At 52.7% G+C, this 18,222-nt stretch carries 15 protein-coding genes; 9 read left to right on the top strand and 6 right to left on the bottom strand.

The window, feature by feature from the left end:
* Nucleotides 1-11: 11 nt before the first annotated feature.
* Together macB and macA are read right to left on the bottom strand one after the other, a co-directional pair.
* A complete protein-coding gene (macB, locus tag HEM79_RS11495; protein ID WP_176242820.1) occupies nt 12-1,958 on the bottom strand; it encodes a macrolide ABC transporter ATP-binding protein/permease MacB in 1,947 nt (648 codons plus the stop codon).
* Nucleotides 1,955-3,070 carry a macrolide transporter subunit MacA gene (gene macA / locus HEM79_RS11490; RefSeq protein WP_000797455.1) on the bottom strand — a complete coding sequence of 372 codons (1,116 nt, stop codon included), beginning with the start codon at nt 3,068-3,070 and terminating at the stop codon, nt 1,955-1,957. The genes macB and macA overlap by 4 nt, the downstream gene beginning before the upstream one ends.
* 150 nt (nt 3,071-3,220) lie before the next feature.
* On the opposite strand from macA, the gene HEM79_RS11485 reads away from it, so the two are divergent.
* Nucleotides 3,221-4,177 carry a VirK/YbjX family protein gene (locus HEM79_RS11485; protein ID WP_176242819.1) on the top strand — a complete coding sequence of 319 codons (957 nt, stop codon included), beginning with the start codon at nt 3,221-3,223 and terminating at the stop codon, nt 4,175-4,177.
* Here HEM79_RS11485 and HEM79_RS11480 read toward each other — a convergent pair.
* Nucleotides 4,174-5,832, bottom strand: a complete 1,659-nt coding sequence (locus HEM79_RS11480) for an ATP-dependent endonuclease (protein ID WP_000599824.1) — start codon at nt 5,830-5,832, stop codon at nt 4,174-4,176. The genes HEM79_RS11485 and HEM79_RS11480 overlap by 4 nt on opposite strands.
* 424 nt (nt 5,833-6,256) lie before the next feature.
* On the opposite strand from HEM79_RS11480, the gene aqpZ reads away from it, so the two are divergent.
* The 4 genes from aqpZ (at nt 6,257) to hcr (ending at nt 11,093) form a co-directional block, all read left to right on the top strand.
* A complete protein-coding gene (aqpZ, locus tag HEM79_RS11475) occupies nt 6,257-6,952 on the top strand; it encodes an aquaporin Z (protein ID WP_010347562.1) in 696 nt (231 codons plus the stop codon).
* 465 nt (nt 6,953-7,417) lie between these two features.
* The gene (lysO, locus tag HEM79_RS11470) at nt 7,418-8,317 is read left to right on the top strand and encodes an L-lysine exporter LysO (RefSeq protein WP_176242818.1); all 900 of its coding nucleotides are present in this window, start codon (nt 7,418-7,420) and stop codon (nt 8,315-8,317) included.
* Between the two features lie 143 nt (nt 8,318-8,460).
* Nucleotides 8,461-10,113, top strand: a complete 1,653-nt coding sequence (hcp, locus tag HEM79_RS11465; protein WP_176242817.1) for a hydroxylamine reductase — start codon at nt 8,461-8,463, stop codon at nt 10,111-10,113.
* An 11-nt stretch (nt 10,114-10,124) separates the two neighbouring features.
* Nucleotides 10,125-11,093, top strand: a complete 969-nt coding sequence (hcr, locus tag HEM79_RS11460) for an NADH oxidoreductase (protein ID WP_176242816.1) — start codon at nt 10,125-10,127, stop codon at nt 11,091-11,093.
* Nucleotides 11,094-11,135: 42 nt separating this feature from the next.
* Here hcr and HEM79_RS11455 read toward each other — a convergent pair whose 3' ends face one another.
* The gene (locus HEM79_RS11455; protein WP_176242815.1) at nt 11,136-11,570 is read right to left on the bottom strand and encodes a DoxX family protein; all 435 of its coding nucleotides are present in this window, start codon (nt 11,568-11,570) and stop codon (nt 11,136-11,138) included.
* Nucleotides 11,571-11,721: 151 nt separating this feature from the next.
* Here HEM79_RS11455 and poxB point away from each other — a divergent pair, with 151 nt between their 5' ends.
* The 4 genes from poxB to HEM79_RS11435 all read left to right on the top strand — a co-directional run bounded on the left by poxB (nt 11,722) and on the right by HEM79_RS11435 (nt 17,033).
* Nucleotides 11,722-13,440, top strand: coding sequence for a ubiquinone-dependent pyruvate dehydrogenase (poxB, locus tag HEM79_RS11450; protein ID WP_000815333.1), 1,719 nt, complete (start codon nt 11,722-11,724; stop codon nt 13,438-13,440).
* Between the two features lie 37 nt (nt 13,441-13,477).
* Nucleotides 13,478-14,479 (top strand): low-specificity L-threonine aldolase, encoded by a 1,002-nt coding sequence (gene ltaE, locus HEM79_RS11445; RefSeq protein ID WP_176242814.1) that lies wholly within the window; start codon nt 13,478-13,480, stop codon nt 14,477-14,479.
* A gap of 10 nt (nt 14,480-14,489) precedes the next feature.
* Nucleotides 14,490-15,920, top strand: a complete 1,431-nt coding sequence (locus HEM79_RS11440; protein ID WP_176242813.1) for an SDR family oxidoreductase — start codon at nt 14,490-14,492, stop codon at nt 15,918-15,920.
* 99 nt (nt 15,921-16,019) lie between these two features.
* Nucleotides 16,020-17,033: an NAD-dependent epimerase/dehydratase family protein gene (locus tag HEM79_RS11435; protein WP_024191085.1), complete on the top strand. Its 1,014-nt coding sequence runs from the start codon at nt 16,020-16,022 to the stop codon at nt 17,031-17,033.
* Here HEM79_RS11435 and amiD read toward each other — a convergent pair.
* Both amiD and HEM79_RS11425 read right to left on the bottom strand, forming a co-directional pair.
* Nucleotides 17,030-17,860, bottom strand: a complete 831-nt coding sequence (amiD, locus tag HEM79_RS11430) for an N-acetylmuramoyl-L-alanine amidase AmiD (RefSeq protein ID WP_176242812.1) — start codon at nt 17,858-17,860, stop codon at nt 17,030-17,032. The genes HEM79_RS11435 and amiD overlap by 4 nt on opposite strands.
* The gene (locus HEM79_RS11425) at nt 17,857-18,180 is read right to left on the bottom strand and encodes a heavy metal-binding domain-containing protein (protein ID WP_001160737.1); all 324 of its coding nucleotides are present in this window, start codon (nt 18,178-18,180) and stop codon (nt 17,857-17,859) included. Before HEM79_RS11425 ends, amiD begins: the two co-directional genes overlap by 4 nt.
* Nucleotides 18,181-18,222 lie beyond the last annotated feature (42 nt).

The raw sequence follows: 18,222 nt of genomic DNA, 5'->3' as shown, positions 1-18,222 counted from the left end.
TATCTCAAATACTACTCTCGCGCCAGAGCATCCACTGGATCCAGCCGTGCCGCATTTCTCGCAGGCAACCAGCCGAATAAAATCCCGGTAATGGTCGAGCAAAGAAACGCCAGCAGCAGCGCCAACGGAGAAAAGCCAATTTCCCAGCCGGGTAAAAAAAGCTGCAAGGTGAAAGCGATTAACAGCGAAAGAGAGATCCCCAACGCACCACCCACCAGACAAACCAGCACGGCTTCGATCAGAAACTGTTGCAGTACATCGCCGGCTCGCGCCCCTACAGCCATGCGAATGCCAATTTCCCGCGTTCGCTCGGTCACTGACACCAGCATAATGTTCATTACACCAATGCCTCCGACCACCAGCGAAATCACCGCTACCAGCGTCAGAAACAGTTGTAAAGTACGTGTGGTCTTTTCGACGGTTTTCAAGACGCCGTCCATGTTCCAGGTGAAGAAATCCTTTTTGCCGTGACGCAGCGACAACAAACGCGTCAGTTGCTGTTCCGCCTCGGCGCTGTCAAAGCCTTCTTTCACTCTTACGGTAATTGAGTTAAGCCACGATTGTCCCATTACTCGCCCGGACATCGTGCTGTAAGGCAACCACACGCGCAGCACTTTACTACTACCAAACATCGACTGTTTTTCTTCCGCCACGCCGATGACCCTCGCTGGCATATTGCCAACCAGAATCACCTCGCCAACCACATCCGCTTTATGCGGGAAAAGCTGACGGCGGGTATTACTGTCGAGAACGACGACCTGCGCGCGACCGTTAAGTTGCTCCTGATTAAAGGTGTTCCCTTCGCTGAAGGTCATGCCATAGACATTGAAATAATCGCCGCTCACGCCGTTGGCACTGGCAGCAACATCAACATTGTTATAACGCAGGCGCAGGTTTTGCGAAACGGCGGGTGTGGCAGAGGCGACCCACGGTTGTTTTTGAATAGCGATTAAGTCGTCGTATTTCAGCGCCTGTTGATATTGCGGATCGTCATCGCCAAAATCTTTCCCGGGATAGACATCAATAGTATTCGTACCAATAGAACGAATATCCGCCAGCACCATTTGTTTGGCGGCGTCGCCCACTACGACAATAGAAACCACCGACGCAATACCGATAATAATCCCCAGCATGGTCAGTAAGGTACGCATTTTATTCGCTGCCAGCGCCCGCCACGCCATCGTCAGCGCCTCGTTAAAACCGCTGACAAACTGCCGCCAGCCAGACGCCGTTTTGACTACAGGCTCCGTCCCACCAGCAACATTCTCCTTTTCAATAGCGGGCGGATTGCGCACGATTTCGCCGTCGCGAATTTCGATCACCCGCTCGGCCTGGGCAGCAATCTGTGGATCGTGGGTGACGATAATTACCGTATGTCCACGATCGCGTAACTGATGCAGGATCGCCATTACCTCTTCGCCAGAATGGCTGTCCAGTGCGCCTGTCGGTTCATCAGCAAGGATCACCTGCCCACCGTTCATCAATGCCCGCGCGATACTGACACGCTGTTGCTGACCGCCAGAAAGCTGCGCCGGGTAATACTCTGTGCGGTCTTCCAGCCCCAGCCGTTGCAGTAACTCCTGGGCGCGCAGCAGTCGCTGTTTCCGCTCAAGACCGGCATAGACGGCGGGTACTTCAACGTTCTGCTCGGCGGTTAAATGCGAAAGCAAATGGTAACGCTGGAAAATAAAGCCAAAATGCTCGCGGCGCAGTTGCGCCAGCGCATCGGCGTCCAGTGTGGCAACATCCTGACCGGCAACGCGATAGGTGCCGCTGGTGGCTTGATCCAGGCAGCCGAGAATATTCATCAGGGTCGATTTACCAGAACCCGAAGCGCCGACAATCGCCACCATCTCACCGGCATAAATATCAAGGCTGATGCCCTTCAGCACCTCGACCTGCTCATCCCCAGCGGGATAGCTGCGGCGAATATCCTTCAATTCGAGCAAAGGCGTCATTGCGCAGCTCCTGGCTTGGCCTCACCAATCACCACTTCATCGCCCGCTTCCAGCCCTTTGACAATCTCAACATCGGTATCGTTACGTGCGCCAATCGTCACTTCACGCTCGCGTGTTTCACCATTACGCAACAACTTGACCTTATAACGATTATCACCAACCGGATCGCCTAACGCTGACAGAGGGATCGTCAGCACGTTTTTCACATCGGTGAGCTGAATATGAACCTGCGCCGTCATATCCAGCCGCAGCAAACCATTGGGGTTTGGCACTTCAAAACGGGCATAGTAGAAAATGGCATCGTTAACCTTTTCCGGCGTCGGTAGCACGTCTTTAATCTGCCCTTCGTAGCGCGTCAGCGGATCGCCAAGCACCGTAAACCAGGCTTTTTGCCCCGGCTTCAGGTGGATAACATCCGCTTCAGAAACCTGCGCTTTTACCAGCATAGTGCTCATATCTGCCAGCGTCAGAATGTTCGGTGCTTGTTGTGCGGCAATCACCGTCTGACCTTGCAGAGTGGTGATTTGCGTGACTTCCCCGGCCATTGGAGCCACGATGCGGGTGTAATCGAGATTAGTTTTAGCTGTGTCGAGAGAGGCCTGATTGCGCTTAATTTGCGCGTCAATAGTGCCGATTTGCGCCTGTTTCACAGCCATCTCCGTCGCGGCGGTGTCGAGATCCTGTTGTGAAACCGCCTGCGTTTGCGCCAGACGTTGTTGACGTGAATACGTCACCCGCGCCAGTTTCAGCTCCGCTTCCGCCTGCTGCCGCTGCGCGCGCAGCTCCATCAGTGTGGCTTCCACTTCCTTGATCTGGTTTTCTGCCTGTTCAGGATCAATAACCCCTAAAAGCTGATCTTTTTTAACTTTATCGCCAATCGCCACCGACAGCGTTTTCAACTGACCGCTGACCTGCGCGCCTACGTCAACCTTACGCAGCGCGTCCAGCTTTCCGGTCGCCAGTACGCTTTGCTGCAAATCACCGGGGCGCACAATCAGTGTCTGATAAGTCGGCACGGGCGCGTTGAGAATTCTCCATAACGCAATCAGCCCGGCGATGACTATCACCAGCGCAATAACGTAACGTTTCTTCACGGTTCTCCGATTTTTCATAAATATTCTGAATACTCCATATGCCAATCCGGGTCATCAACTTCAACGAAATATCAACAAAACCCTAAAATTTACGTTAGTAATCACACTATTGATGTTTGGTTAAGATACGCAATGGTGAAATCGGCGTCATGTATAACCATTGATTTCATGAATATGTCGCAGCTAACTGAACGGTCCTTTACGCCATCTGAATCTCTCAGCAGCCTGTCTCTTTTTCTTAGTCTGGCACGCGGACAGTGTCGACCAGGTAAATTCTGGCACCGACGTAGCTTTCGTCAGAAATTTTTGCTGCGCTCGTTGATTATGCCGCGCTTAAGCGTTGAATGGATGAACGAACTATCCCACTGGCCTAATCTCAATACGCTGTTAACACGCCAGCCGCGACTGCCTGTTCGTCTGCATCGCCCTTACCTTGCCGCCAATCTTAACCGTAAGCAATTACTCGAGGCGTTACGTTACCATTATGCATTGCTGCGTGCGTGTATGTCGGCAGAAGAATTCAGCTTATATTTGAATACCCCCGGGCTGCAACTGGCGAAGCTGGAAGGCAAAAACGGTGAGCAGTTCACGCTTGAGCTGACCATGATGATCTCAATGGATAAAGAAGGTGACAGCACAATCCTGTTCCGTAACGGTGAAGGTATTCCTCTGGCGGAGATCACTTTTACCCTGTGTGAATATCAGGGTAAAAGAACGATGTTTATTGGCGGACTGCAAGGTGCGAAATGGGAAATTCCGCATCAGGAAATTCAGAATGCGACGAAAGCCTGCCACGGGCTATTTCCAAAACGCCTCGTGATGGAAGCGGCCTGCCTGTTTGCCCAACGTTTACAGGTAGAGCAAATCATTGCCGTCAGTAATGAAACGCATATTTACCGCAGCCTGCGTTATCGCGATAAAGAAGGCAAGATCCATGCTGATTACAACGCTTTCTGGGAATCGGTTGGTGGCGTATGTGATGCTGAACGTCACTACCGCCTTCCAGCACAGATAGCACGAAAAGAAGTTGCCGAAATCGCCAGTAAAAAAAGAGCTGAATACCGTCGGCGCTATGAAATGCTCGACGCCATTCAGCCACAGATGACAACGATGTTTCGCGGTTAATCTGCCCGACCGCGCGCCAGCCACAACACGCGTGAGAACATTTTTTTCAGCAGCGTCGGCACGGACTCCACCCCACGACGTCCGGCCTCCATTGCCACTTCAATGGCGAGATCGGGTTTGGAAGAGCGATGGATCGCCTTCGAGATAATTTTGCGCAGATTCATCGGCACGTTTTCCGGGATTTGCGCCACGCGATGGAACACATCGGAAAACCCCTGGCGATACATAAAATGTTCCATATCCAGCGCCGGTAACGCCGTTAAATGTTCTCGTTCAGCTTCCCGATCGTTATTCAGCAGGCTGCGCACCGTAGCGGCATATTTCTTCCCGGCTTCATCGCCATCGACCAGCACATGCCATTCAATCCCCATCCGCCGGGCAAATTTGACCAGCGGTTTTAGCCCGGACTGGGCAAATTCAATGACCTTAATCCCTTCTGCATCGAAATGATGCCCGCATTGACGCGCCAGTTCGTTAATAACCCAGGTTTCTGTTTCCCCTTCCACCAGCAACCAGCAACGGGCAAACAGCGATGACGGACGGTTAAAACGAATATGAAAGGAGATGCGTCGGCTGTCTTCGGTACTCAAGCCACTCGGCCCCAGACGCCAGGCGGCAACGCGAGAAGATTCACGCACCAGACGGCAAACATGCTCCACCGGCGTTAACGAAAGCAGCTCGCCAGAGTTGGTGGTAGCAATACGCTGCAATGGCAGAAGATTCAGCAGATGCCAGGCAACTGAAAGCATAATGGGGTGTAAACGGGTTTCTGGATCTTCTATCAGCAATAATGGACGGGCGTCTTTATCCAGCCGCAATGTCCCTTTTGCCTGCAATAAAGTGGCAAACAGGCCGAGCAAAATAACCCGATACGAACGACCTCCGGGCCGGTCAATCATCCGGTTGATGATATCCAGATAGCGCCAGCTTCGTTGTTCATTGCTGGCTCGCCGCCGCATTAAACGATATCTCGCCTGTCCGGCTCCCTGCTCGGAGAAATAATGCTCAAGCAGTTGCACCATTGCCGAAAGCCCCTGACGAATCTGCCCATCAGAGAGATTTTGTGGATGCGAGGATAACTCACGGGCGAGGAAATCGAGCTGGCGTGCGGTGACTTCCACATTGGGGACATTTGGCACCGTGCCACTACGAATACGGCGCATAAAACGGGCATCACGCAAGCGCAGCACCGGCATTAAACGCACCAGATGGCGTGCCTGATCGTTAATATCCTCGACATCAATCGGATGTCCGTCTTTATCGAGAAAACTGCGGAGTGTCATCACGCTGCCATCTTCCGCACTCTCCCCTTCCAGGCGATAAAAAATACGGTGATAACCATCGGCGCACGGCGTCCAGCACGCTTCCAGCGGACGATAGCGGCGCACCCGATGCCGGCCTGGCAGCGATTCACGGAAGGTCAAAATGATATGCAGATGATGTTCCCGCCCATTGATATCTCCCGTCGGAAACCAGAAATCGTCGCGCTCAAAATGGTAGAGATCTGACTCTGGCGATAACAGCAGGGTTAAGGCATCCAGCAAGCTGGATTTACCCCACGCGTTCTCCCCAATCAGGACGTTGTTTTGTTCCAGCATCAACGATAAACGGTTGATACCGCGAAAACCCACAATTTCAACGCGCTCAAGAATCATATCCCCTCCAGAAATATGTTATTTATCTTCTACTCCGGCAGTATAACGAGAAAGACCGTGGCAATACGTGATGACAGCACAATTAAGCATGGCAAACGTCTGAAAAATGAGCGAATAATTGTGTTATGCCCCCTCTTGACGCTTCCCCATAAAAAACAACGAAATCAAATAATTAACCCTATTAATTATTTCTGTTACCCCCAAAGGCTTAATTCAGTTGTTTGCACTACAATGTCAATCAGGCAAATGACTATATGAGGGAACCGACTATTGCCCTAAATCAAAATTACTGGATTTATTTATCTGGCGAATGAGTCGCCTTCGTTTTTAAAATACCCACGCATTATTTCTGTCGTCACTTTTTTACGACGACCCTATAAAACGACCATATTTTTCACAGGGTCAATTTTTAATTGAGGTGGATATGTTCAGAAAATTAGCAGCTGAATGTTTTGGTACTTTCTGGCTTGTATTTGGTGGCTGCGGTAGCGCAGTGCTGGCGGCGGCGTTCCCGGAATTAGGCATTGGTTTTGCTGGTGTCGCGCTGGCTTTTGGTCTGACCGTACTGACCATGGCCTTCGCTGTCGGTCATATTTCTGGTGGTCATTTTAACCCGGCGGTCACTATTGGTTTATGGGCAGGCGGTCGTTTCCCGGCAAAAGAAGTCGTTGGCTATGTGATTGCCCAGGTTGTCGGCGGTATTGTTGCGGCGGCACTGCTGTATTTAATTGCCAGCGGCAAAGCTGGATTTGACGCGGCAGCCAGCGGTTTTGCTTCTAACGGTTATGGCGAGCATTCACCGGGCGGTTATTCCATGCTTTCTGCACTGGTGGTTGAACTGGTACTGAGTGCGGGTTTCCTGCTGGTGATCCACGGTGCAACTGACAAATACGCTCCGGCGGGTTTTGCACCCATTGCCATTGGTCTGGCATTAACGCTGATTCACTTAATCAGTATTCCGGTGACTAACACTTCCGTTAACCCGGCGCGCAGTACTGCGGTTGCCATCTTCCAGGGCGGTTGGGCATTAGAACAACTGTGGTTCTTCTGGGTGGTGCCAATTGTCGGCGGTATTATCGGTGGTCTGATTTACCGTACTCTGCTGGAAAAACGTGATTAATTAGCATTGGCATTTTATCTGCCCTGATTGTTTTATCTTCGACGTTACAAACCGCACGGGTGTTGGTGGCGTCAAAATCGCTGAAGCGTTCCCCGAAGGCCGGGGCAGCCCACATGGATGTGGGCTGAGGGCGCGTTTTACAGGGACGTTACCTCGCGCCCGACCCGGTAGCCGCAGGGGATAAGCTGAAGGCACCGCGCAGCGGCGATTTTGTTCGCCAGAGCCCGGGGGTGCAGGGGGAGGAGGCGATTGTCCTCCCCCTGCGTGCTCCTTGCGCCAGTGGCTTTATATGGCATTGCACATGAAAGGAGCGCAACAATGTTAAACTCTCAAATAGAATTAACCTAAACGTAGTCCCCTTCTGATGAATAACGTTTCCTTTTAATTGCAACTTTACTCATCCTTCTGCTTTCAGTAGTGTGTCATCGCGCATTTCGACTTCTTCTTTGCAAGGACTGAGTTTTCATGTTTTCTGGGCTGTTAATCATTCTGGTTCCCCTGATTGTGGGTTACCTCATTCCGCTTCGCCAAAAAGCTGCGTTAAAACGCATTAATCAGCTATTAAGCTGGATGGTCTATCTCATTCTCTTTTTTATGGGTATCAGTCTGGCGTTCCTTGATAATCTCGCCAGTAATTTGCTGGCGATACTGCATTATTCCGCCGTCAGCATTACCATTATTTTACTCTGCAATATTATTGCGTTGTTGTGGCTGGAGCGCGGTCTGCCGTGGCGTAATAACCACCAGCAAGAAAAACTCCCGTCACGTATTGCGATGGCGCTGGAGTCGCTAAAACTGTGCGGCGTAGTCGTAATTGGTTTTGCCATTGGCCTTAGCGGATTAGGTTTCTTACAACACGCCACTGAAGCCAGCGAATACACATTAATTCTGTTACTTTTCCTCGTCGGTATTCAGCTACGCAATAATGGCATGACCTTAAAGCAGATTGTCCTTAATCGCCGGGGAATGATTGTCGCTGTGGTGGTGGTTGCCAGTTCTTTAATTGGTGGCTTAATTAACGCCTTTATTCTTGATCTCCCCATCAATACCGCGCTGGCAATGGCCTCCGGTTTCGGCTGGTATTCTCTTTCCGGTATTTTGTTGACCGAATCTTTTGGGCCGGTAATCGGAAGCGCGGCGTTTTTTAATGATCTGGCTCGTGAGCTAATCGCCATTATGTTAATCCCCGGTCTTATCCGTCGCAGTCGCTCAACGGCACTGGGTTTGTGCGGTGCCACATCAATGGATTTCACCCTGCCCGTGCTTCAGCGGACAGGCGGGCTGGAGATGGTTCCAGCGGCGATTGTTCACGGTTTTATTCTTAGTCTGTTAGTGCCAATTCTGATCGCCCTTTTCTCTGCGTAATACCTCTCTGGCGGTAGATCTCTGCCGCCAAAATTGCGCTAAATCAATCTCCCTTAAAGTTGCATGAAAAACCCCTTTTATCCCGTCTTGAAGAGTCTTAACCTTAAACATGTATATTAAATATAACTTTAAAAGGTGTGATCATGTTTTGTGTGCAATGTGAACAAACTATCCGTACTCCGGCAGGAAACGGCTGCTCATACGCGCAGGGGATGTGTGGTAAAACGGCGGAAACCTCTGACCTTCAGGATTTACTCATCGCGGCGCTGCAAGGGCTTTCTGCCTGGGCGGTAAAAGCGCGTGAATACGGCATCATCAACCACGACGTTGACAGCTTCGCGCCACGCGCATTTTTCTCAACCCTGACCAACGTTAACTTCGATTCTCCGCGTATTGTCGGCTACGCTCGTGAAGCGATTGCCCTGCGCGAGGCACTGAAAGCGCAATGCCTGGCTGTAGATGCCAACGCCCACGTCGATAACCCGATGGCGGACTTACAACTGGTGAGCGACGATCTCGGCGAACTGCAACGTCAGGCGGCAGAATTTACCCCGAACAAAGATAAAGCGGCGATTGGCGAAAACATTCTCGGCCTGCGTCTGCTCTGCCTGTATGGCCTGAAAGGTGCGGCGGCCTATATGGAACACGCACACGTTCTCGGTCAATACGACAACGATATTTACGCCCAGTACCATAAAATCATGGCATGGCTGGGAACCTGGCCTTCCGATATGAACGCTCTTCTCGAGTGTTCAATGGAAATCGGTCAGATGAACTTCAAAGTGATGAGCATTCTGGATGCAGGCGAAACCGGTAAATACGGTCACCCGACGCCAACGCAGGTCAACGTGAAAGCGACGGCGGGCAAATGCATCCTGATTTCCGGTCACGATCTCAAAGATCTCTACAACCTGCTGGAACAGACCGAAGGCACGGGCGTTAATGTCTACACCCACGGCGAAATGCTGCCAGCGCATGGCTACCCGGAACTGCGTAAATTCAAACATCTGGTCGGTAACTACGGCAGCGGCTGGCAGAATCAACAAGTTGAGTTTGCTCGCTTCCCTGGCCCCATCGTGATGACCTCTAACTGCATCATCGACCCAACCGTCGGCGCTTATGACGATCGTATCTGGACCCGCAGCATTGTTGGCTGGCCGGGCGTGCGTCATCTGGATGGTGATGATTTCTCTGCGGTTATCGCCCAGGCGCAACAAATGGCGGGCTTCCCGTACAGCGAAATTCCGCACCTGATCACTGTGGGTTTTGGTCGCCAGACGCTGCTTGGCGCGGCGGATACGCTGATTGATCTGGTGAGCCGCGAAAAACTGCGTCATATCTTCCTGCTTGGCGGCTGTGACGGCGCGCGCGGCGAACGTCACTACTTCACCGATTTCGCCACCAGCGTGCCGGATGACTGCCTGATCCTGACCCTCGCCTGTGGTAAATATCGCTTTAACAAACTCGAGTTTGGCGATATCGAAGGCCTGCCGCGTCTGGTGGATGCCGGTCAGTGTAACGATGCTTATTCAGCGATTATTCTGGCGGTAACGCTGGCAGAAAAACTGGGCTGCGGTGTTAACGATCTGCCGTTGTCGCTGGTGCTCTCCTGGTTTGAACAGAAAGCGATTGTCATTCTGCTGACGCTGCTTTCTCTGGGCGTGAAAAATATCGTCACCGGCCCGACTGCACCCGGCTTCCTGACACCAGATCTACTGGCGGTGCTGAACGAGAAATTCGGCCTGCGTTCTATCACCACTGTTGAAGAAGACATGAAGCAACTGTTGAGCGCGTAAGGAGTTTGTCGATGACGATGCCAACGAACCAATGCCCGTGGCGGATGCAGGTTCATCACATTAAGCAAGAAACGCCGGATGTGTGGACGATTTCCCTGATTTGCCACGATTACTATCCGTATCGCGCCGGGCAATATGCGCTGGTCAGCGTACGAAACTCAGCCGAAACGCTGCGTGCTTATACTATCTCCTCCACACCAGGCGTGAGTGAATACATCACCCTGACAGTGCGGCGGATTGATGACGGTGTCGGTTCCCAGTGGCTGACCCGCGACGTGAAACGCGGTGACTATCTCTGGCTTTCGGACGCGATGGGGGAATTTACCTGCGACGATAAATCAGAAGATAAATTCCTGCTGCTGGCGGCCGGCTGCGGCGTCACGCCGATTATGTCGATGCGTCGCTGGCTGGCGAAAAATCGTCCGCAGGCGGATGTACAGGTGATCTACAACGTGCGTACGCCGCAGGACGTCATTTTCGCTGATGAGTGGCGTAATTATCCGGTGACGCTGGTGGCGGAAAATAACGTCAGCGAAGGCTTTATCGCGGGTCGTCTCACTCGCGAATTGCTGGCAAGCGTTCCTGAACTGGCTTCACGTACCGTGATGACCTGTGGCCCGGCTCCGTATATGGATTGGGTAGAACAGGAAGTGAAGGCGCTTGGCGTGACACACTTCTTTAAAGAGAAATTCTTTACGCCAGTGGCGGAAACGGCGACCAGCGGTCTGAAATTCACCAAACTGCAACCGGCGCAAGAATTTTACGCACCGGTTGGCACCACGCTGCTGGAGGCGCTGGAAAGCAACAAAGTTCCGGTTGTCGCCGCCTGCCGTGCGGGTGTTTGCGGCTGCTGTAAGACAAAAGTGGTTTCCGGTGAATATACGGTGAGCAGCACCATGACGCTGACCGACGCCGAAATCGCCGAAGGTTACGTACTGGCCTGCTCCTGCCATCCGCAGGGGGATATGGTTCTCGCCTAAAGTTTAATGCCCGGCAAACTTAGCCGGGCATTTTTTAAGGAGTTATCGCCAGGCAGAATTACCCGCCACGGCATAACGCCCGGCACCAAGAAAAGCGACGGCCAGAGCTGCAATAAAGAAATAAACCAGGCTTTCAATCGCCCAGGCTCCGGTTTTATCCAGCATCCCTGTTTTTCCCATTCCCACCATCAACCACGCCACGACCATTGTCAGGGCGATAACCAATGCGGCTGGTCGCGTCAAAATACCTAATATAATCAATATCGGCGCAGCCACTTCCCCAATCAGTACGCCGTAGGCAATAAAGCCAGGAAAACCTTTTGCAACCAGCATTCCACTAATACCGTCAATTCCGGCAAATAACTTATGTATCCCGTGGAAAAGCATCAATCCACCCACCGCCAGGCGTAACAATAATTTGCCAAAATCCTCATGCGTCAGCATCCGGTTCACTGCATTTAACATTGGTGTAACCATCTGAATTAAGTCCTTTTATCGTAAAAATGTCATTCGCATCAGCCTTGGCGATTCCCGGATTAAAAGCAACAGAAATATCAGTATTCAGCCAGCGCAACAGGCAGCATCTACTAAACTTGTTACCGTTATCACATTCAGGAGATGGAGAACCATGAAACAAACGGTTGCAGCTTATATCGCCAAAACGCTCGAATCGGCAGGCGTGAAACGCATCTGGGGAGTCACGGGTGACTCACTGAACGGTCTTAGCGACAGTCTTAATCGCATGGGCACTATCGAGTGGATGCCTACTCGCCATGAAGAAGTCGCGGCCTTTGCCGCTGGCGCTGAAGCCCAGCTTTCAGGAGAACTGGCGGTCTGTGCCGGATCGTGCGGCCCCGGCAACCTTCACTTAATCAACGGCCTGTTCGATTGTCATCGCAATCACGTTCCGGTACTGGCGATTGCCGCCCACATCCCTTCCAGCGAAATCGGCAGCGGTTATTTTCAGGAGACCCACCCGCAAGAGTTATTCCGCGAATGTAGTCACTATTGCGAGCTGGTTTCCAGCCCGGAGCAGATCCCACAAGTGCTGGCAATAGCCATGCGCAAAGCAGTGCTTAACCGTGGCGTTTCGGTTGTCGTTTTACCGGGCGACGTAGCGTTAAAACCAGCGCCAGAAGGGGCAACTACGCACTGGTATCATGCGCCACAGCCGGTAGTCACACCGGAAGAAGAAGAGTTACGCAAACTGGCGCAACTGCTGCGTTACTCCAGCAATATCGCCCTGATGTGCGGCAGCGGCTGTGCGGGAGCGCATAAAGAGTTAGTCGAGTTTGCCGGGAAAATTAAAGCGCCTATTATTCATGCCCTGCGCGGTAAAGAACATGTCGAATACGATAACCCGTATGATGTTGGAATGACGGGATTAATCGGCTTCTCATCGGGTTTTCATACCATGATGAACGCCGACACGTTAGTGCTGCTCGGCACGCAATTTCCCTACCGCGCGTTCTACCCGACCGATGCCAAAATTATTCAGATTGATATCAACCCAGCGAGCATTGGCGCACACAGCAAGGTGGATATGGCACTGGTCGGCGATATCAAATCGACTCTGCGTGCATTGCTACCGCTAGTAGAAGAAAAAACCGATCGCAAGTTCCTCGATAAGGCGCTGGAAAATTACCGCGATGCTCGCAAAGGGCTGGACGATTTAGCTAAACCGAGCGAGAAAGCAATTCATCCGCAATATCTGGCGCAGCAAATTAGCCATTTTGCTGCCGATGACGCCATCTTTACCTGTGACGTCGGCACGCCAACAGTATGGGCAGCGCGTTATCTGAAAATGAACGGCAAGCGTCGCCTGTTAGGTTCGTTTAACCACGGTTCAATGGCTAATGCCATGCCACAGGCGCTGGGGGCTCAGGCAACGGAGCCGGAACGTCAGGTGGTCGCCATGTGCGGCGATGGCGGTTTTAGCATGTTGATGGGCGATTTCCTCTCAGTAGTGCAGATGAAACTGCCGGTGAAAATTATCGTCTTCAACAACAGCGTGCTGGGCTTTGTGGCGATGGAGATGAAAGCCGGTGGCTACCTTACCGACGGCACCGAACTGCACGACACCAACTTTGCCCGTATCGCCGAAGCGTGCGGCATTACGGGTATCCGCGTAGAAAAAGCGTCTGAAGTCGATGAAGCACTGCAACGCGCCTTCTCTATAGACGGCCCGGTGCTGGTGGATGTGGTGGTTGCCAAAGAAGAGTTAGCCATTCCGCCACAAATCAAACTCGAGCAGGCCAAAGGATTTAGCCTGTATATGCTGCGGGCAATCATCAGCGGACGCGGTGATGAAGTGATCGAACTGGCGAAAACAAACTGGCTAAGGTAAAAAGGGTGGCATTTCCCGTCATAAATAAGGACATGCCATGATTGATTTACGCAGTGATACCGTAACCCGACCGAGCCGCGCCATGCTCGAAGCGATGATGGCCGCCCCGGTAGGGGACGACGTTTACGGAGACGACCCTACCGTTAATGCTTTGCAGGACTACGCCGCAGAGCTTTCCGGTAAAGAAGCCGCCATCTTTCTGCCGACCGGCACCCAGGCTAACCTGGTCGCTCTGCTCAGTCACTGCGAACGCGGCGAAGAGTATATTGTCGGTCAGGCGGCGCATAATTATCTGTTTGAAGCCGGTGGCGCTGCGGTGCTGGGCAGTATTCAGCCGCAACCCATCGACGCTGCTGCTGATGGCACGCTGCCGCTGGATAAAGTGGCGATGAAAATCAAACCCGACGATATTCACTTCGCCCGCACCAAATTACTCAGTCTTGAAAACACCCACAACGGCAAAGTGCTGCCGCGTGAATACCTGAAACAAGCATGGGAATTTACCCGCGAGCGTAATCTGGCATTACACGTTGACGGTGCGCGCATCTTTAACGCCGTAGTGGCTTACGGCTGCGAACTGAAAGAGATCACGCAATATTGTGATTCGTTCACCATTTGTCTGTCGAAAGGTCTTGGTACGCCAGTCGGTTCGTTACTGGTCGGCAATCGTGATTACATTAAACGCGCCATCCGCTGGCGGAAAATGACCGGCGGCGGGATGCGCCAGTCCGGGATTCTGGCTGCCGCCGGAATGTATGCCCTGAAAAATAACGTCGCACGGTTGCAGGAAGACCACGATAACGCCGCCTGGATGGCAGAACAGCTACGTGAAGCAGGTGCCGATGTCATGCGTCAGGACACCAATATGCTGTTTGTCCGCGTCGGGGAAGAAAATGCCGCCGCGTTAGGCGAATACATGAAAGCGCGAAACGTGCTGATTAACGCCTCGCCGATTGTCCGCCTGGTGACGCATCTTGACGTCTCGCGCGAGCAACTGGCTGAAGTCGCCGCCCACTGGCGCGCTTTCCTGACGCGTTAAGGAGAGAGACGTGCCGCAACGCATTTTAGTTCTCGGTGCCAGTGGCTACATTGGTCAGCATCTGGTGCGCACACTCAGCCAGCAGGGGCATCAGGTTCTGGCGGCGGCACGTCACGTCGACAGACTTTCGAAGCTGCAACTGGCTAATGTCAGTTGCCATAAAGTCGATCTTAGCTGGCCGGATAATCTTCCGGCCCTGTTGCAGGATATCGATACCGTCTATTTTCTGGTGCACAGCATGGGCGAAGGTGGCGATTTTATCGCGCAGGAGCGCCAGGTGGCTCTCAACGTCCGCGATGCGCTGCGCGAAGTGCCGGTTAATCAATTAATTTTTCTCAGTTCACTGCAAGCCCCGCCACATGAGCAATCGGATCATCTGCGCGCCCGCCAGGCCACGGCGGATATTTTGCGTGAAGCTAATGTACCGGTTACCGAATTGCGTGCCGGAATTATCGTCGGAGCCGGGTCAGCGGCGTTCGAAGTGATGCGTGATATGGTTTACAACCTGCCAGTGTTAACGCCGCCACGCTGGGTACGTTCACGTACCACGCCCATCGCGCTGGAAAACTTGCTGCACTATCTGGTGGCGCTGTTGGACCATCCGGCCAGCGAACATCGGGTATTCGAAGCCGCCGGACCAGAAGTGCTCAGCTATCAGCAGCAGTTTGAACATTTTATGGCGGTGAGCGGTAAACATCGCTGGTTGATTCCAGTCCCCTTCCCCACCCGCTGGATTTCGGTGTGGTTTCTCAATGTGATTACCTCCGTTCCCTCTACTACTGCCAAAGCGTTGATTCAGGGGCTGAAACACGATCTGCTGGCGGATGACACCGCGTTACGCGCGCTCATCCCACAACCGCTGATCGCCTTCGATGACGCGGTACGTCGCACCCTGAAAGAAGAAGAAAAACTGGTTAACTCCAGCGACTGGGGATACGACGCTCAGGCTTTTGCCCGCTGGCGACCAGAATACGGTTATTTCGCCAAACAGGCGGGGTTTACCGTTAAAACTTCCGCCAGCCTTCAGGCTTTATGGCAGGTGGTGAATCAAATCGGCGGTAAAGAGCGTTATTTCTTTGGCAATATTTTGTGGCAGACCCGGGCGCTAATGGATCGCGCGATAGGTCACAAACTGGCGAAAGGTCGCCCAGCACGGGAATATCTGCAAACGGGCGATGCGGTGGATAGCTGGAAAGTGATTGTCGTCGAGCCGGAAAAACAACTTACCCTGTTATTTGGCATGAAAGCGCCAGGACTTGGGCGACTGTGTTTTACGCTGGAAGATAAAGGCGACTATCGCACTATTGATGTACGCGCCTTCTGGCATCCTCACGGTATGCCAGGGTTGTTTTACTGGCTACTGATGATCCCCGCGCATCTGTTTATTTTTCGCGGCATGGCAAAACGAATCGCCAGACTGGCAGAACAAAGCACAGATTAATCGAAAAAAACCTGCGTTATTCTTTCACGTTTCCCATTGCATCAAGGAGGAAATCACGGAAGAATGCGCTCGTCGTTTTATCAACAACAGTGGAATGATATGAAGGTACTGGTTACCGGCGCCACCAGCGGTTTAGGTCGAAACGCGGTTGAGTTTTTATGCCGGAAAGGCATCAGTGTGAGAGCAACCGGTCGCAACGAAGCGATGGGCAAATTGCTGGAAAAAATAGGTGCAGAGTTTGTCCATGCGGATCTGACCGAGCTGGTCTCATCGCAGGCGAAGGTAATGCTCGCGGGCATTGATACACTGTGGCACTGTTCCAGCTTTACCTCGCCGTGGGGAACGCAGCAGGCTTTCGATCTGGCAAACGTTCGCGCCACTCGCCGCCTGGGCGAATGGGCTGTCGCCTGGGGCGTGCGTAATTTTATTCATATCTCTTCACCCTCCCTGTACTTCGACTATCACCACCATCGCGATATCAAAGAAGATTTTCGCCCTCACCGCTTCGCCAACGAATTTGCCCGCAGCAAAGCCGCCAGCGAAGAAGTGATCAATATGCTTTCGCAGACCAACCCACAGACGCGCTTTACTATTCTGCGCCCACAAAGTCTGTTCGGCCCGCACGATAAAGTTTTTATTCCCCGTCTGGCGCATATGATGCACCACTACGGCAGCATCCTGTTACCCCACGGCGGCAGCGCGCTGGTCGATATGACCTACTATGAAAATGCCGTGCACGCTATGTGGCTGGCGAGTCAGGAAGCGTGCGATAAATTGCCTTCTGGTCGTACATACAACATTACCAACGGCGAACATCGCACTCTGCGCAGCATCGTGCAGAAACTGATCGACGAACTGAACATTGATTGCCGTATCCGGTCGGTGCCTTACCCAATGCTGGATATGATTGCCCGCAGTATGGAGCGTTTAGGACGCAAGTCAGCAAAAGAGCCGCCGCTGACCCATTACGGCGTCTCCAAGTTGAATTTTGACTTTACGCTGGATATTACGCGTGCGCAGGAAGAGTTAGGTTATCAGCCGATCATCACGCTAAATGAAGGTATTGAGCAAACTGCCGCCTGGCTGCGCGACCACGGAAAACTGCCGCGCTAATCCTGACCGTATTTCTCCAGCAACGCTTCGGCAATCGCCTGAGTTTCTGCATCCGCTTCGCCGTTATATAACGTCGGGCGGAAGTGCATCTGAAACGCCATAATCACTCGCTGCTGTTCGCGCGGCGTCATTTCAGGTTTTACGTCATAGCCGTAGCGTGCTAAAAGCTCCAGCAACGATGCGGTTTCTACCGGCGTGTGCGGCGCGCGCCCGGCCAGATAAAAGCTAACGCGCGATGCATCGGGCCAGGCACCAATCCCCTGCTGCGCCAGTTGCTGCCACGGGAACAGTGGACCAGGATCGTCTTTGCGCTGTGGGGCAATATCCGCATGTGCCACCACGTTTTCTGGTTTGATGTGATAGCGGGCGATAATATCTTTCGCCAGAGGAATGAGCGCCTGAATTTGCGCTGGTTCAAACGGCGTAAAATATTTCACCCCCGCTGATTTCTGCCAGCCGCGATTTTCCAGCTCAATGCCAATAGAGGTGTCGTTAATCCGCGTCGCCCCGCGCCAGGCGCTAATCCCCGCGTGCCAGGCCAGTTCTTGCTCCGGCACCAGTTGCCAGATACGCGGTTTGCCGTTGTAACGCGGCGGCACGGCTGGCACAAGGTAGTGCGAGCTGACTTTTTTATCGGTCAGCGTCGCCAGCGACGTGTCGAAATCATCCGCCGTGTAGTGGATCACCAGCACTTTAATACGGGGATATGCCGCCTGCGCCTGGCGTCGGGTATCGAGTTGGTATCCCTCTTTCTCGACAATGCCTTTTTCGCCTGCGCACCCTGCCAGTAACAGGATCGCCGCAACCAGCCAGAAAACTCTTTTCATCGACGCGTTTTCACCGCCGTTCCGCTGACGCTGACCATCAGCATACTGCCGTTTTGCCCGACGGTTTCGTAGTCGATATCAATGCCGACCACTGCGTCCGCTCCCAGCGCCCGTGCCTGGGAACCTAATTCTTCAAACGCAATTTCTCGTGCCTTGCGCAGTTCCTTTTCGTAAGCCCCTGAACGACCGCCGACGATATCGCGGATACCGGCAAAAAAATCACGGAAAATATTGGCGCCTAAAATCGCTTCGCCCGTCACCACACCGCAATATTCAACGATGGTCTGACCTTCAAGTGTTGGGGTTGTGGAAAATTGCATGATCGATCTCCTTGTATGCTAAGCCTTCGATCTCAAAAGCAT

It is taken from the genome of Escherichia sp. 93.0816 (assembly GCF_013368855.2).
Lineage (GTDB): Bacteria > Pseudomonadota > Gammaproteobacteria > Enterobacterales > Enterobacteriaceae > Escherichia > Escherichia ruysiae.
This window is presented reverse-complemented; position numbering and strand designations above follow the sequence as displayed.